The sequence below is a fragment of the Candidatus Nomurabacteria bacterium genome, assembly GCA_020631975.1.
Classification (GTDB): Bacteria; Patescibacteriota; Saccharimonadia; order Saccharimonadales; family CAIOMD01; genus JACKGO01.
The window spans coordinates 224,534-240,222 of record JACKGO010000003.1 but is presented as its reverse complement, the minus strand read 5'-3'; the positions used below and the strand labels follow the sequence as shown (position 1 = coordinate 240,222).

Genomic DNA, 15,689 nt, shown 5'->3' with positions numbered 1-15,689 from the left:
GATAAAACAGGCACCCTCACAAAAAATCACTTAAAAGTTGTGGATACATGGTCGGTGGGCTCAGAAGATACTCGTAGTGTCGCTTTACTAACTATAGACCAAAATGAAAAAGCAACCGACCCACTAGATATTGCAATTAGCGAATCATTAGACGCTGCTCACACAACTAAAGTAGATACGCTTTACCCATTTGACCTTTCTAGCCGCATGAGTGGTGCGTACATTAAACATTCGCAAACACTTTATATAAAAGGATCTCCTGAACATGTACTTACGCTTAGCACACTAACAAGTGAACAACATCGTAGCGCTGAATCTAAAATGCATGAATTTACTTCCAAAGGATACCGAGTTATTGCCGTGGCTATGTGCAAATTGGTTCAAGCCGGCGAACTAAAAAACCTGGCAGAACTTACTAAAGATACTTTGCACTTTGTAGGCTTTATAGCATTTGCAGACGAGATGCGGCCAGAGGCCCCTAAGGCGATTAAAGCAGCACTAGATGCTGGTATTCAGGTTAGGCTTATTACAGGCGACCATTACGAAACAGCCTATAATATTGGTAACCGTATTGGCCTTGCGAGTCACCATAGTCAAGTGATACAAGGCACAGACCTGCCAAAGGATGAACAAGCTCTTGCGCTTGCTATAAAAGATAAAACAATTTTTGCGCGTATATTGCCAGAAGATAAATATAGAATTTTACGAGCGCTTAAACGTACAGAAATTACCGCTATGACGGGTGACGGTGTGAATGACGTGCCTGCGCTTGCTAATGCTCATGTTGGCATAGCAATGGGTTCTGGAAGTGATATAGCAAAAGACACCGGTGGAATTGTGCTTCTAGATGATAATTTTGCAACGATTATAAAGGCAATATCAGAAGGAAGAAAAATATTCGACAACATACGTCGGATGCTTTTTTACCTATTATCTACGTCTTTAGGTGAGGTCTTAACGATGATTGGTGCACTCCTACTGGGCTTACCTTTGCCTGTAACAGCCATACAGATTCTGTGGATAAACCTCGTTACCGATACAGCCATGGTGTTACCGCTCGGGCTAGAACCAGCTGAAGATGGTCATATGAAGCGACCTCCCCGCAAACCCAAAGATCCACTATTAAGTAAATTGCTTTTGAGTAGAATGGCTTTGGTCGCCACGACAATGGCGATTGTTACAATTGGTATTGTCATTAGCCTTGAACAAAGTGGGTTTAGCACTTCTTATATACAGACGGTTGCATTTATGGCGCTTATTGTAGCCCAATGGACAAATGCTTTTAATGCGCGTAGCGAATTAAATTCTTCTTTTAGCAGATTTAAAACTGTGAATAAAGGAATGTTCGTTGGTTTGATGGTTGCGGTTAGCCTGCAGGCACTGGTGATGTTTGGTCCTCTTGGCTACGTCTTTGATATTCAAGAAGTGCCTTTATCAACACTCGCAATCAGCTCTGGTGTAATGATGGTTGCAGTACTCGGTGTTGCTGAACTACACAAACTTCTTTACAAAATATATTTGCAGAAAAAGATTGTAGCGAACTAAACTACTACATAAATGCGACAATTACACCTAGCTACGATATACTGTGTGGCATGGAAGTACCAAAGCCTATTACGCACCAAATTTACGACACCGTATTTGATATTTTAGAAGAAAATCCACAAGGTGTGCGGTGGGCAGATTTACTAAAAGAAGTTGAGAAGAGGCTTCCAGACGCGCACCCAAAAACAGTTAATGGCTGCGTCTGGAAGTTGGTAGAAAAATATCCAAGCCGTGTGTATAAACCATCAAAAGGCTTGTTTTGCTTAGTAAAATATAAATCTTAAAATAGAGTATTTGCAAGGTTAGTACGAGAATCGCTACATCTATACAATTTTATTTGTTACCTACAACTACTGCAAAGATAGCTTATATATAAGGCCTTGCTTGTCATCGCTAAGATACAAGTTGCCCTTACTGTCAAAAACCATACCCACAGGGCGTCCCCACGCTTCGGCATTATTTTCTAACCAGCCACTTAATAAATTATATTGTTTTGGTTCATCAGTAGACATATCTATATATACAACTTTATAACCAGTAGGTATTGTACGGTTCCAACTCCCATGCAGTGCAACCAACATGCCATCCTGATATTGTTTTGGCCATGTAGACTGAGCTGCTTGGCTTAAAAAGCTTACTCCAAGTGGCGCAGAGTGAGCTTGTATGTTTGCAAACGGTTTTTCGGTTTTTGTTTTACAAAAATCTGTTTTTTCTGGAAACTCCGGGTTTGCAATATTATCGCCATAACAGTATGGCCACCCATAATCTTTATTTTTTTGTATAATATTTATTTCTTCAGGCGGAATATCGTCTCCTATTTGATCACGACCCATGTCTGCGCCGTACAGTTGCCCATTTTTAAAATCAAAGCCGACAGTATTGCGTAAACCAGTGGCAAAAATTTCGCCGTTACTACCATCTATATTAAAACGCATTATAGTTGCTCTACGTTCGTCATTTTCTTCACACACATTACAACTACTGCCAATACTAACGTACATCTTTTCATCTGGGCCAATCACAACGGTGCGCGTCTTGTGCCCTCCACCAGTTAATCGATTACCGGCCGGTAAATTGTCTACTAAAACGTCTTTTTTAGAGTATGTTCCGTCAGATGTTATATTGCGGTATGCACTCACACGGTTTTCTTCGCCAACATATAGATCATTTTTGTAGTAAAAAACCGAATGTGGACTATTGAGACCACTGTCTATATCTTTAACATCATCGGCCACCCCGTCGTTATTTGCATCTTTCGCTGTATAAATTTTATCGTTGTCTTTTGTGCCTACGAACAACGTATCATCCGGACTTATACTTAAAAATCTAGCAGAACCAATATCTTCAGCAAATACTCTTAAGGTAAAACCTTTTGGTATATTTATAGTTTTACCATTGATTTTTTGAGGTACTAACTCATAATTTAAGCTTTCATTAAGATTATTCTTGGCTAAATCTTTATTGCTAATTTTTGTAGTAAACAAACTGGTGTTGTTGTATAACCAAACAGTTAGCACGCCCAGAATACCTAAAATAATAACTACAATTGAAATAAACACCACTTTTTTCTTGCTCATAGTATAAGTATATCAATGAGCAATATGGTTACATATAAGTAATGACACACAACAAAAGCTAGACTAACGTTTTTGTTGGCAATATATTACATAACGAGCGACATACCACATAGTAAATTAGCACTCTTGCTATGAGAGTGCTAATTTACTATAATTAAGCGTAGTAAGGAGATATTCATTATGCAACCTCAAGATGAACCTAAGAAGCCATTAGAAACCTATGGTCAAGATTTTACCGCCCTTGCCAAAGAGGGAGCGTTAGATCCGGTGATAGGAAGAGACGAAGAGATACGTCGGTGCATGCAAGTACTTTCACGTAGGAATAAGAATAACCCGGTTCTTATAGGTGAACCAGGTGTCGGTAAAACTGCAATTGTAGAAGGACTCGCCCAAAGAATTATTAAAGGTGATGTACCGCAATCACTTAAAGACAAGCGACTCATTGGGCTAGAAATATCTAATCTTATAGCTGGTGCGAGCTATCGTGGCCAGCTAGAAGAGCGTCTTAAGAATGTTTTACAAGAAATAGAAGATGCTGCTGGTGAAATCATTTTATTCATTGACGAAATTCACACCATAGTAGGTGCCGGTAAGGCAGAGGGTGCAGTAGACATTGCAAATATGCTAAAACCTATGATGGCTCGTGGTAAATTACATCTTATTGGTGCAACGACGTTAAACGAATACCGCCAATATATAGAAAAAGATGCCGCCCTAGAGCGCCGTTTACAGCCGGTGTATGTTGGCGAGCCTAATTTTGATGACACTGTTGCTATTTTGCGTGGTTTACAAGAAAAGTACGAGGTACACCACGGTGTGAAAATATTAGACGAAGCAATTATTGCTGCCGCACGTTTAAGCGATAGGTATATCACTGAACGATTCTTGCCAGACAAAGCAGTTGATTTAATAGACGAAGCTACCTCTGCACTAAAAATGCAACTAGATTCTAAGCCAATAGAGCTAGATAGACTTAATAGAAAAATTATGCAGCTGCAAATAGAATTGACTTCTTTAAAAAAAGATAAAAGTGACAGTGCAAAAGCTCGTAAAACCGAGATTGAAAAAGACATCAATTCATACCAACAAAAAGCAAAATTATTAGAAGACGCGTGGCAACAAGAAAAAGGCTTAATAGATAAATTAAATTTGGCAAGTGAAAAATTAGAAAAACTAAAAATGCAGTTAGAGCTGGCAGAGCGTGACGGCGATTTAGCACTTGCGAGTCGTATAAAATACGGGGACATACCGGCAGAAGAGCAAAAGCTCGCCAGCTTGAGGCGATCACTAGATAGTATTCCGGTTGAGAAGAGATTACTAAGAGACCAGGTTATGGCAGATGACATTGCGGCTGTGGTTGCTCGCTGGACAGGTATTCCTGTAGACAGACTTAAGGAATCAGAAACAAAAAAACTCAGCCACCTAGAAAATGCTATACAAGAGCGAGTTGTTGGCCAAGATAGGGCTGTGAACGCAGTTTCTAATGCTATTCGTCGTTCTAGGGCGGGTATAGGCGATCAAAATAGACCGATAGGTTCGTTTTTGTTTTTGGGTCCAACGGGTGTAGGCAAAACGGAACTCGCCAGGAGTTTGGCAAACGCCTTATTTAATGATGAACGTGCTATGACGAGGATAGATATGAGTGAGTACATGGAGCAGCATGCTGTGGCGCGTTTAATAGGTTCACCCCCAGGCTATGTCGGCTACGAACAAGGCGGTCAACTTACAGAAGCGGTGCGTCGTAGGCCGTATAGCATTTTGTTATTTGATGAAATAGAAAAGGCGCATCAGGATGTGTTTAACGTACTACTACAGGTACTAGATGATGGACGATTAACTGATGGCCAAGGCAGGACCGTTAACTTTAGCAATACAGTCATTATTATGACAAGTAACATTGGTTCGCAGTATATTCAGGATTGGAATGGCAAAGACTTTGCTAGTCTTGAAGCTACTCTTAGCAATGAGCTAAAAAAATATTTTAGACCTGAGTTTATTAACCGGGTCGACGATATTGTTATTTTTGACCGAATTCAGGCAGAGCACATGAAAGAGATTGTGGGTGTACAGTTACAACGCACTGCAGAGCAGATTAAAAAAACCAAAGATATTACCCTACAGTTTACCGATAAAGCAGAGGAAGCGCTGGCTATGCAAGGCTTTGACCCAGCATATGGTGCACGCCCATTAAAACGAGTCATTCAGACGAAGATATTAAACCCGTTGGCGGCTAAAATAATTGAAGGTACCGTACAAGAGAACGATCATCTACTTGTTGATGTGAAAAACGGAAAATATACTTTTAAAACTATGTAAGATCTTTACTACATAGATTAAAAAAGTACAAAATATCCCATACGTTGTTTATTTGGCGTTCTAAGTCGATACATATTTTGAAGTTTTTTAGCAGCATGCTGTAGTATCTTTGCTATGTGCGGCGTGGCATAAAAAACGGCTATTGCGAGCATTGCACCAAGTAGCTCGTCTATAAAATAATGTTCACCCAAGTACACAGTACCTATATATATAAGCGCGGGGTATATCCAACTAATAAATCGCCACTTACTTTTAAATAGGTACGTTATGAACAATGCAAATAATGTTGCATAGGCGGCATGGAGTGATGGCACAGCGGCAACTGGGTTTGGTGAAATTTCATTATAAAATGATGGGAAATCTTTGACACCTAAGCTCCACCACACGTCGCTAGATATTCTATGAATTGGTTCTATGTAACCTAGGTCACTTGCCATCCATGGTGGAGCAGCCGGAAAACCCAAGAATACGAAAAAGCCGATAAATGAAACAAGTACATAAGACAAAACTAATTGCCAATATTTGCTTGGTATACGTTTCCAAACATATACAGCAAGTGCTATAGGTAATACAAAATGTAGCATATACGGTAAGTAAAATAAGAAGTCATACCAGTTAGTTTGGCCCATCCACCACCAGTTTTGCAGAGTAGTGGTTGGTAATGTACCGCCAAACAACAATCTATCTACGGCAGGCATCCACATGTATTCAACGCGGCTATTTAAACCATCGGCAATACCGCGAAAAGATTCGTATACGAGTAAAATTGCAACAAATGGCAAAAAGCGTTTTAGCATTTCTATAGCTTGTTTAAATATCATGAACACAAACACTAAAAACACCAGTAGTTTATCTGGTGTCAAAAAACTTGGATTTTTTATAAATATTACGACAGATATAATTACACCTATCACACCAATTATTTGGAAAGCTTTTTGTCTCATTGACTAATGGTATCTTATATTGGCGATGCTATCTATAGCGAATGACTTATTCGCTATATGATACATTAGTACTATGAAATCTCCTTGGTATGAGTACCTAAATAAACTAGATAAAGAGAAGCGCGATATTGTTGTAACGATTCTGGCAATTGCAAAAAAACATACTCTTGAGCCAGAAGAAACAATGAGCTACGGCGTTCCTACATTAAAAAGCAACGGCAACTATATTATTGCCGTTGCAGCTCATAAAAATCATGTGGGTGTGTATCCATTTGGTGAAGCACCAATAATTGCTGTCAAACACATGCTTGGAGATGTAAAGACCTCAAAAGGTACTATTTGCTTTCCGTATAACGCTTTACCAACTGAAGAACAGCTAGCCGCTATAGTAGCTTTCAATTTGAATAGATAGCCTCGCATATTTACTTTGAATCACCTGCAGACAGAAAGTGTCAGAACACTACTATTATTTGCAATGTGCCTATGCTTACTTTATAATATACATCTGAAATACTATGTCAAAACAAAGCTCACCACGTTTTAAAAAATCAATGCCATTTGGCAGTATTGCTCTTGTTGTTCTATTTGTTGGGTTAGCTGTGTTTGGCGGCTACTTTTTTGTTAAATATCAGAATGTGAATACAAAATACAAAGAAGTAACACAATCAGTAGAAGATAGAGACAGGCAATTGGTGCAGGCTGTTTCTAAATTATATGCTGTTCCTGCATACGAAAAAGAAAAACCAACAGTACTACTAGTGAGTGACAAAGATCAGCTAAAAAGTGCCTCAGATGCGTCTGCAAAGTTTTTTGAAAATGCAGAAAATAACGACTACGTTTTAGCATATAAAGATGCTGATATTTCTATCATTTATCGTAAAGGCGAAAATAGAATTATAAAAATAGATAATTATAGTAATTTTGTTGCAGCAGCTAACCCAATAAACATATCTTTATTGGCAGCAGATACTGCCCAGAAATCAATCCAAGATAAAATTAGTCAGCAATTTAAGAATGCAGTTGTTAGCAATAAAAGCACCCCCAAGACAGCACAAACAAAAGGTGTAGTGTATGCAACATCGCCAGATTTTAATGATGCCGCAAAGCAACTTGCTCAGTTATTAGGATACGACGTAGGTAGTTTGCCAGCTGGCGAAGATGCCCCTGCACAGGGCACAGATATTGTAATAGTAGCTCCGGTCGCAAATCAGTAAACAGGATGTGCAAATATTGCCATAAGCGTTTAATTCTGTCATTATTAGAGTGAACTGGTACGAAAAGGAACACATGTACACAGTAAACAAAACCAGAAGTAGAAAAAAGCTCTTAATAGAATTCTTCGTAGTCTTAGTGGGCTTGTTTGTCATATTGGCTTTTGTAATATGGTTTTTCGTATTTAGAAGTAACGGAGAAACTTCTTCTAACTTTACAAAAACAGGTGGTACTGTCGCGGTTGTGGCACCAGCAACCGTTGATTTTGTTGTAGACGAGTTTAAAATATCACTCCCAGAAGGATGGGTATTAAACGGCAAGCAGAACCCCTATTACAATCAGGTATATTACGAATTTCAATCAAAAGTTAAAGACTACGAAAACCGCTGGCTGAAAGCGTATGTAGATGTGATTCCGCAAGAGTATGCTTTAAACAAACTATTGCCCATAACTGTCGAAGGAAACCGCATACAACCGGGTATTATGTCAGAAGATTGCAAGAGCTTTACGGGGGCACCAAAGCCTGGTGCTGGCCAAACGAGTGCTCAGACGTGGAAGGCAACTTGGCAAGATGTTACGTTTGTATGCGATATGGCGACGCAGCAGAATCATATTGGTACGGCTAACGCTACAAACGGCTACAACGTTCCTATAGTTGGACCTACTAAGGGCAAACACACCTACTTTTTTGTTTACATAGATCATAATATACGACCAGATACAACAATACTAAAGAATGCTTTAAAATCTTTCGAAGCGCTGTAGCATTTGCTATAATAAAGTTATTAACAATATACTTCGTGCTTTTTGTAATGGAACCATGTGTGATTCATGGACTGTGCCGCAACTGTAAATTGCTACATACGCAATAAGTCAGATACATTACTAAGACTACGACCAACATATATCCCGAGCAGGATACTAGGTCATTGGTGGACTGACTATATAATCCTGCTTTGTAGATAGAGCAGGATTATTCATGTACCAAGCGTTACTTACAAAAGAAAAATCTATACACACTCCAAAAAACAATGATCCGCTGGCACATGTTCGACTGTTGCAAGAATCATACGACAGTGCAGTAGCCTATCATAGAATGCGTGTAGAATTTATTACCGATATGGGTGAGCGTCTTGAAGACCAGCCCTTTATGAGCCAATATTCGTATACGTATGACGATAGCGAGATTACGTATGACACAGGCTTGCAGTACATGAAGTCTTTACAACTTTCGTATGAAGCTGCAAAACATGATGTCGCACGTGGTGGATTTGATGTGTATCATGAAGAACGTCAAAAGGCTTTTTTGCAACAGGGCGAATTACTTCTTGATTGGCTACAGCAGCCTAGTAATGACACGTACTTGTTACTAATCTCACCATGCCCCCCAGAAGAAGAGTTAAACCCTAATGAAGCACGACGACAAAGTTTTAAGCAAAAACGCATGATGGCGAGTCTACAGCTCCATGCAAAAAATAGTTTAGGCCAAGGCCAAACAATTGCATTTTCACTTGACGGCTTAACATTAGAAAGGTTGAATGAGCTACTAGATACACTGAATATTCATGCAGATGTTGCGTCGTCTAGCTTAGAGCAAGTGACAATACCAATTTTAGTTACAGCAGATTCTACTCCAAGCGAAACTGCAAGTGCAATCGTAGAAGAATACGATTCATTACGAAATCATGAAAATCCATCCGCTGTGTATCAGCAAGGGGTAGATACCAATAAGTCTGTTACAGAAGCCAATAGTTTTGTAGAAAAACACCCTGAAGCTTTTGATCTATACCGGACAATCATAGAAGAAGTTGCCGTTTCTATGCAAGTGGGCGTAACCCGTAGACTAAAACAAACGATTGATGATTATTTGGTGCGTCAGTATAAAGAAAAAGCAGTACCGCGATTTCTAAAGATAGACGTAGGACAAACACTGACGGAATCAATCGGTTCTGCAATGATTGATTATTTAAGAAAACAGGCTATACCAGAGTATTTAACACAAAAACTTCATAGTAGTAACGAACCGCAAATGGTGAATGATACACACGGAAGTTACGATATTGGGAGCGCCGGTGCTACGGCCATGAGTGAAGGGAGGGAATATGATAGTGCTTGTGCTAGTTCTTCTAATGCGGCAAGCGTTAATCCAGCCATACACAGTGGTACCCAGCGTCGAGAACTTGGTCTAATGAACAAGGCAGCATACGAAACACCTAAACCTATTTTTTCTAAAGGTGCATATGATGTCATCCCTATAGGTGCTTGCCCTGTTTGTGGTAATGAGTGCGGCGTTGGGATACGTAATAAAAAATCTGGTAAATGGTATTGTACGCGAACAAATTGCAGTGCATTTAAACAAGATATTTATGCGTATGTATTTGACACAGATAAATCATTAAAAGAAACAAAACTTAGTTCGGCAAAACAGGAGAATCTCGCTGAAGCGAAACAGAACCATTATGTATCAGCAAAAAGAAAAGACATACGCACACAAATACAACTTAACCAATATGCCATATGGACGCTAAAAAACACGATGTACGAATCTGGCGTATCGCCCAATGAGCGGACAGAAATGATAAAAGAGTTGATATCGCTCTATCAAACGCAAGGGCAATTGGTTCGTAGCGCGCTTGGTTTGGCAGCTAACACCACTACATCTTAAGTGTAATGCGTTCCAAGGTACTGCAAATGTTTTTCTCTAAATTTTCTAAACTCAGTTTTATCAAAACCGTTCTTTTTTATGAACGATCCCATTCTTTCGCTCCCTATATAATGCGGAAGCATAACGTAACTAGCACCATATGCATATAGTTGTTCAGCCTGATGAATATTATCGGCATGTACAATACTTACAGCGCTTGGGTTAATGGTTTCTAACTGTTGTATTAAGAAAATATTTGCTTCAAAGTCTGTGATGGTAGATACCACCAATTTAGAACGATGAATAGCGATTTCTTCTAGTAAATCACTGTCTTGTATATCACCATAAATATGTGGAATATTATTACGTTCTAAGGCTTCTATTTCTTCTGGATCATAATCTACTACAATGAATTTTTTGTGCATTTCTCTAAAACTTTTAACAAATTCACGACCACCACGCTGATAACCAACCAAAACAATAGTATAACTGTTCGCGTGCTCACGTTCGGCTTTTTGCTTGCTGTCGTAAAAGAAGTACCTTAAATGCTTCGCAAGAAAATCATACAGCTGGTTAGAGTACATAATCATATAGGTAGAAATCGCAATAGTAATAATACCTACGAGCGTTACCAAGAATACTGCTTCATCACTAACTTGGCCATTTTTTTGACCGAGCAATATAAAGATAATAGAAAATTCACTAATTTGGGCAACTGTTAAACCGGCCTTAAAGCTGGTTTTTCTGGTGTATCCCATAACACCCATGATAATCATCACAATGATTGGGTTACCTATTAATACAAATAACGACAATAGAATAGCCTGCCAGACAATGGGTCCAACACCGGCTATTTCTAAGCTTGAACCAAGACTAATAAAGAATAAAACTATGAAAAAATCGCGCAACGGCTTTAGCCGTAAGGCAATTTCTTGTGAATAGGGTAAAGATGCAATAGCTATACCAGCAAATAAAGCGCCAACTTCTAGTGAAAAGCCGCCTAGGTATGTTAGCGAGGCAATCCCAAATCCCCACGCCATAGCAAACAAAAACAACATTTCTTGAGATTTTGCCATAAATTTAGAGATTCGTTTTAATACAATATTTACAAACAAAATTACCCCAATAACAACCGCCACTCCCTTGGCAACAAGAATAATTATTTCTTCTAAATCTATCCCACCGTTACCGCTTGCACTCGCAACCAACAACGCTAGTGTGGCGATTATATCTTGCACAAGCAAAAAGCCGATACTTATTTTTCCATATAATTTATTTTGGTCTCGTTTGTCAGTGAGAAGTTTTAAGATAATAATTGTGCTGCTAAAAGTTAAAGCAATCGCTATATAAAGAGCACCTACTGCGTTATACCCAAGACCATATATTATTAAAAAACCTATAACGGTAGTAAACACCACTTGGCCAACTCCAGTTAATAGGGATACCTTACCTACTTCTTTTATTACTTTTGGGTTTAAACCTAAGCCGACTATAAAAAGCAGCAGGGCTATGCCAAAACTGCTAAAAGTTTCTAATGCATCAGAAGATTTTACGATACCCAAGAAAGCTGGCCCTACTAATAATCCAGTTATAATGTAACCAATAATGAGAGGCTGTTTTAGGGCACGCATTATCAGTGAAATGATGGCTGCAATAACTAATAGAGCGCTTATTTCTACAAATAATTCCATATATTTTTCTACCCCTTAACTACATTATAAAGCATAAAGATCTTGACTACTTATTTATAGACTCAATACATTAAGAGTTCAAAATACTTATACGTACAGTAATTCTAGATTGGATACAGACCAACAAGGCGTTGACATGTCAGTACATATCTTTATAAAACGCGTAAATTAGTTTTGATTTGCGCCGGAGATAGCATCCTCAATTACTTTAGAAAAACCTTCAACACTCGTAATTTGGCCGTTGTCTATCTTAACCCCATTAATAAAGTAGGTTGGCGTTCCATTGACGCCTTTGTTGTTACCTTCTTGTTTATCTGCGTTAATAGTGCTGTTTGTTGTATCAGAAGCATAATCAATAGTATATTTATTGATGTCTAATCCTATTTCTTTAGCAAAATTTTCAAATATAGGCTGAGGGTTAGTAGTTACCTGAGAACTCCACTGGGATTGCGTTTGATATAGCAAATCATGCATCTCAAAGAATTTACCTTGAGCTCCTGCGGCTTCTGCTGCACGTGCTGCTGCGCGGGCGTTAGGGTGTATGGTATCTATTGGAAAATGGCGGAATGTGAAAGCAATGTCGTCTTTATATTTATCAATCACTTGCTTTTCAATCGCTGCAAATTGGCCACAGGCAGGACACTCAAAGTCACCATAGACTAATAATTCAACATTTTTGGCATTGTTCCCAGTGGTGTGGTTGCTTACTGTACCTGTATTTTGAGTGTTTTGTGACTCATTATTCGAATTGCCAAGGAAGAATATTCCAAGAAAAGCGACGACAATTATTCCCATGATAATCAAAAAACGTTTATCCATTGTTCAGACTCCTATCTGTTATGCATGTTGTTATTCTATTGTATCAATAATACATAAGCTTGGCGCTATATTTTACAGTAAAAATAACGTAGAATAAACATGAGTGGAACTAATAGAAACATTATTACTAAGTGTATTGATTGGTGTTACATTCTATGGCATTTTACTTATAAGAAGCCTAGAGTTCATGAGTATACGTGAACTCAAACGCCAAGCCAGACAAGGCAATAAAGATGCCGTCCGCGTGTACCCAGTACGCGCATACGGTATGCAACTCTGGATACTGCTATGGACGGTACTTGGTTTTTTGACTACAAGTATAATTTTACTTTTAAAGAGTTTAATTGGTAGTCCAATACTAATTATCTTGATAAACGTACCACTTATCGTTGTGTTACATGCTATTTTACCGTGGTCAAAGCGCCCCAAACCAAGCTTGCATATGGCCGCTATAGTAAGCCCATATTTAGAATGGATTCTCCGAAAAACGTTTCCTATTATGCGCCGATTAGAAAAATGGGTTGGAAGATGGATCCAACCAGAACCGTTTATGCTTATACAAAGCAAAGATGAATTACTAGAAATACTACGTCATAACGCAGATGAATTTGACCGTATAAGTAAACACGAGTTAAAAATAGCCGAAAACGCACTTTTATTTGGAGAAAAGCTGGTACAAGATCATATGACACCACTCAATACTGTGCATTTTGTGAATGCTGACGATGAATTAACACCTGTTGTTATTGGCGAGTTACATGACAGTGGCCACTCGAGATTCCCCGTATATAGTGAAAACAATCAAAATATTATAGGTACACTATATTTACGTGACGCAATACGTTTACAGAAAGCCAAGCCAGTTACAAAAATTATGCGTGATGATGTGTATTACATCAATGAAGCGCAGCCACTCGATGTTGCATTGCATGGTTTTATAAAAACTCGGCATCATTTATTTGTAGTGGTAAATGAGTTTGAGGACGTGGTTGGTGTACTAACGATAGAAGATGTGATAGAACAAATCATAGGACATCCTATTCATGATGAAGATGATAGGTTTGATGACTTGCGCTTAGTCGCAAAGAGCAAAGCAGCCACAAAACGCTCGTCAAGAAAGTCAAATATCATTTCTTAGTTACCATACATAGAGTCGTACCATATCTGTTATAATGACAAGTTATGAGAACATTAGTAACTGAAACGATTAATAGTATAGGTAAGTCTGTCGTAGTACAGGGATGGGTGAACAGCAGGCGTGACCATGGTGGGCTTGTGTTTGTAGATTTAAGAGATCACACAGGTTTATTACAACTTACCATAGACGCTACAAAAGAAGGCTTTCATGCGGCAGAAGAACTAAGGGATGAATATGTCATAGAAGCAACGGGTCTGGTAAAAGAAAGAGATGAACATCTTAAAAATAGCAATATTCCAACGGGCGGCATTGAACTCGTGGTTGAAAACTTACGAATCCTTAATAAGAGCGAGCCATTACCGATATTGGTTAACACGAATCAAAAGGTAAATGAAGAGCATAGACTAAAGTATCGATACTTAGATTTGCGCAGACAAAAAATGCAAGACATGTTAACAAAGCGTGCACAATACTATGCAACGATTAGACAGTACATGGAAACCAATGCATTTACTGAAATAGCGACACCAATATTGGCTAATTCCAGCCCCGAAGGAGCTCGAGACTTTCTTGTACCGTCACGCGTACATAGTGGTAAGTTTTATGCATTACCACAAGCTCCTCAGCAGTTTAAGCAACTACTCATGGTTGGTGGGGTAAATAGATATTATCAGATTGCCACTTGTTTTCGCGACGAAGATCCAAGAGCAGACAGACTCTATGGAGATTTTTATCAACTAGATCTAGAAATGGCCTTTGTAGAAGACGGCGAGACGGTACGGCAAACTGTTGAGCCACTTATTATAGATCTGGTTACGACATTTGCGGGTAAATCATTGGCTGAATCTAAAATTCCAAGAATTACGTATCAAGAAGCACTTGATACATATGGGAGTGATAAGCCAGACCTCAGATTTGATATGCATCTCGTAGATCTAACAAAAGAACTAGAAAGTTGTGGTTTTGGTGTGTTTACCAACGCTATCAAAGCAAACGGAGTTGTTAAAGCTATTTGTGCAAAATCACAATTTAGCAGATCACAAATTGATACGTTCACTGATATTGCCAAACAAAACGGAGCAGGCGGGCTGCCTTATATGACTGTAGAAGATGGAAAACTACACTCATCTATTGCAAAATTCTTTAGCGATGAAGAGCTTAATACAATACAAAAAACTACTCATGCACAAGACGGAGATACTATTTTCTTTGGTGCAGACAGAAAGACTGTAGTAAATGCAGCGCTCGGAGTTCTAAGATCACACCTAGGAGATGTTCTTGGGTTAAAAGATGATAATACAGTTGCATTAGCTTGGATTGTTGACTTTCCTTTTTATGAATACGATGAAAAAACGAAAAAATTAGACTTTGGACACAATCCGTTTTCTATGCCAAAAGGAGGGCTTGGGACGCTGGAAAATGAAGACAAACTATCCATTGTGGCTGATCAATTTGATATGGTAATGAATGGATATGAAATTTGTTCAGGTGCCGTAAGGAATCATAATCCAGAAGTCATGTACAAAGTGTTTGATGTGCTGGGCTACAAAAAATCATATGTAGAATCAAAATTTGGCGCGATGTTACAGGCTTTTAAATATGGAGCACCACCTCACGCAGGGTGTGCTTTCGGATTAGACAGAATATTTATGGTGCTGACGAATGAAGACAATATTAGAGAAGTTGTTGCATTTCCAAAAAATGGCTCTGGTGTAGATGTTATGATGGGATCCCCGAGCACTGTAGATGAAACGCAACTAGAAGAACTTAATATTCGCATAATAGAAAGCAAAGATTAGGTAT

The 15,689-nt window shown here is 38.7% G+C and carries 13 protein-coding genes and 1 riboswitch; of the genes, 9 read left to right on the top strand and 4 right to left on the bottom strand.

The features are described 5' to 3' along the window. Positions 1–1,545: cation-transporting P-type ATPase (locus tag H6795_04105; protein ID MCB9817676.1), on the top strand; the 1,545-nt coding region annotated here is incomplete at its 5' end. Positions 1,546–1,595: 50 nt separating this feature from the next. Then, positions 1,596–1,829 (top strand): hypothetical protein, encoded by a 234-nt coding sequence (locus H6795_04100; GenBank protein ID MCB9817675.1) that lies wholly within the window; start codon positions 1,596–1,598, stop codon positions 1,827–1,829. Between the two features lie 66 nt (positions 1,830–1,895). Here H6795_04100 and H6795_04095 read toward each other — a convergent pair whose 3' ends face one another. Then, a complete protein-coding gene (locus tag H6795_04095; GenBank protein MCB9817674.1) occupies positions 1,896–3,122 on the bottom strand; it encodes a PQQ-dependent sugar dehydrogenase in 1,227 nt (408 codons plus the stop codon). A 180-nt stretch (positions 3,123–3,302) separates the two neighbouring features. Between H6795_04095 and H6795_04090 the strand changes: the two genes are divergently transcribed. Beyond that, positions 3,303–5,438 (top strand): AAA family ATPase, encoded by a 2,136-nt coding sequence (locus H6795_04090; GenBank protein MCB9817673.1) that lies wholly within the window; start codon positions 3,303–3,305, stop codon positions 5,436–5,438. A gap of 17 nt (positions 5,439–5,455) precedes the next feature. Here H6795_04090 and H6795_04085 read toward each other — a convergent pair whose 3' ends face one another. Further along, positions 5,456–6,382 carry an inositol phosphorylceramide synthase gene (locus H6795_04085; protein ID MCB9817672.1) on the bottom strand — a complete coding sequence of 309 codons (927 nt, stop codon included), beginning with the start codon at positions 6,380–6,382 and terminating at the stop codon, positions 5,456–5,458. A gap of 73 nt (positions 6,383–6,455) precedes the next feature. Here H6795_04085 and H6795_04080 point away from each other — a divergent pair, with 73 nt between their 5' ends. The 4 genes from H6795_04080 to H6795_04065 all read left to right on the top strand — a co-directional run bounded on the left by H6795_04080 (position 6,456) and on the right by H6795_04065 (position 10,259). Further along, complete coding sequence (locus H6795_04080) at positions 6,456–6,794, top strand: hypothetical protein (GenBank protein ID MCB9817671.1); 339 nt, start codon at positions 6,456–6,458, stop codon at positions 6,792–6,794. A 103-nt stretch (positions 6,795–6,897) separates the two neighbouring features. After that, a complete protein-coding gene (locus H6795_04075; protein ID MCB9817670.1) occupies positions 6,898–7,596 on the top strand; it encodes a DUF1206 domain-containing protein in 699 nt (232 codons plus the stop codon). A 73-nt stretch (positions 7,597–7,669) separates the two neighbouring features. Then, entirely contained in the window at positions 7,670–8,359 is a 690-nt protein-coding gene (locus H6795_04070) for a hypothetical protein (GenBank protein MCB9817669.1), read from the top strand. A 7-nt stretch (positions 8,360–8,366) separates the two neighbouring features. Next, positions 8,367–8,496, top strand: a riboswitch (cobalamin riboswitch). Positions 8,497–8,573: 77 nt separating this feature from the next. Beyond that, positions 8,574–10,259, top strand: a complete 1,686-nt coding sequence (locus tag H6795_04065; GenBank protein ID MCB9817668.1) for a hypothetical protein — start codon at positions 8,574–8,576, stop codon at positions 10,257–10,259. Here H6795_04065 and H6795_04060 read toward each other — a convergent pair. Beyond that, positions 10,256–11,929, bottom strand: coding sequence for a cation:proton antiporter (locus tag H6795_04060; GenBank protein MCB9817667.1), 1,674 nt, complete (start codon positions 11,927–11,929; stop codon positions 10,256–10,258). The genes H6795_04065 and H6795_04060 overlap by 4 nt on opposite strands. A gap of 168 nt (positions 11,930–12,097) precedes the next feature. Next, positions 12,098–12,748: a thioredoxin domain-containing protein gene (locus H6795_04055; GenBank protein ID MCB9817666.1), complete on the bottom strand. Its 651-nt coding sequence runs from the start codon at positions 12,746–12,748 to the stop codon at positions 12,098–12,100. 103 nt (positions 12,749–12,851) lie between these two features. On the opposite strand from H6795_04055, the gene H6795_04050 reads away from it, so the two are divergent. Further along, complete coding sequence (locus H6795_04050) at positions 12,852–13,886, top strand: CBS domain-containing protein (protein ID MCB9817665.1); 1,035 nt, start codon at positions 12,852–12,854, stop codon at positions 13,884–13,886. 44 nt (positions 13,887–13,930) lie between these two features. Further along, a complete protein-coding gene (gene aspS / locus H6795_04045; GenBank protein MCB9817664.1) occupies positions 13,931–15,685 on the top strand; it encodes an aspartate--tRNA ligase in 1,755 nt (584 codons plus the stop codon). Positions 15,686–15,689 lie beyond the last annotated feature (4 nt).

Coding starts and splice junctions, on each gene's coding strand:
- H6795_04100 (MCB9817675.1), top strand. CDS start 1,596: ATGGAAGTACCAAAGCCTATTACGCACCAAATTTACGACACCGTATTT.
- H6795_04095 (MCB9817674.1), bottom strand. CDS start 3,122: ATGAGCAAGAAAAAAGTGGTGTTTATTTCAATTGTAGTTATTATTTTA.
- H6795_04090 (MCB9817673.1), top strand. CDS start 3,303: ATGCAACCTCAAGATGAACCTAAGAAGCCATTAGAAACCTATGGTCAA.
- H6795_04085 (MCB9817672.1), bottom strand. CDS start 6,382: ATGAGACAAAAAGCTTTCCAAATAATTGGTGTGATAGGTGTAATTATA.
- H6795_04080 (MCB9817671.1), top strand. CDS start 6,456: ATGAAATCTCCTTGGTATGAGTACCTAAATAAACTAGATAAAGAGAAG.
- H6795_04075 (MCB9817670.1), top strand. CDS start 6,898: ATGTCAAAACAAAGCTCACCACGTTTTAAAAAATCAATGCCATTTGGC.
- H6795_04070 (MCB9817669.1), top strand. CDS start 7,670: ATGTACACAGTAAACAAAACCAGAAGTAGAAAAAAGCTCTTAATAGAA.
- H6795_04065 (MCB9817668.1), top strand. CDS start 8,574: ATGTACCAAGCGTTACTTACAAAAGAAAAATCTATACACACTCCAAAA.
- H6795_04060 (MCB9817667.1), bottom strand. CDS start 11,929: ATGGAATTATTTGTAGAAATAAGCGCTCTATTAGTTATTGCAGCCATC.
- H6795_04055 (MCB9817666.1), bottom strand. CDS start 12,748: ATGGATAAACGTTTTTTGATTATCATGGGAATAATTGTCGTCGCTTTT.
- aspS (MCB9817664.1), top strand. CDS start 13,931: ATGAGAACATTAGTAACTGAAACGATTAATAGTATAGGTAAGTCTGTC.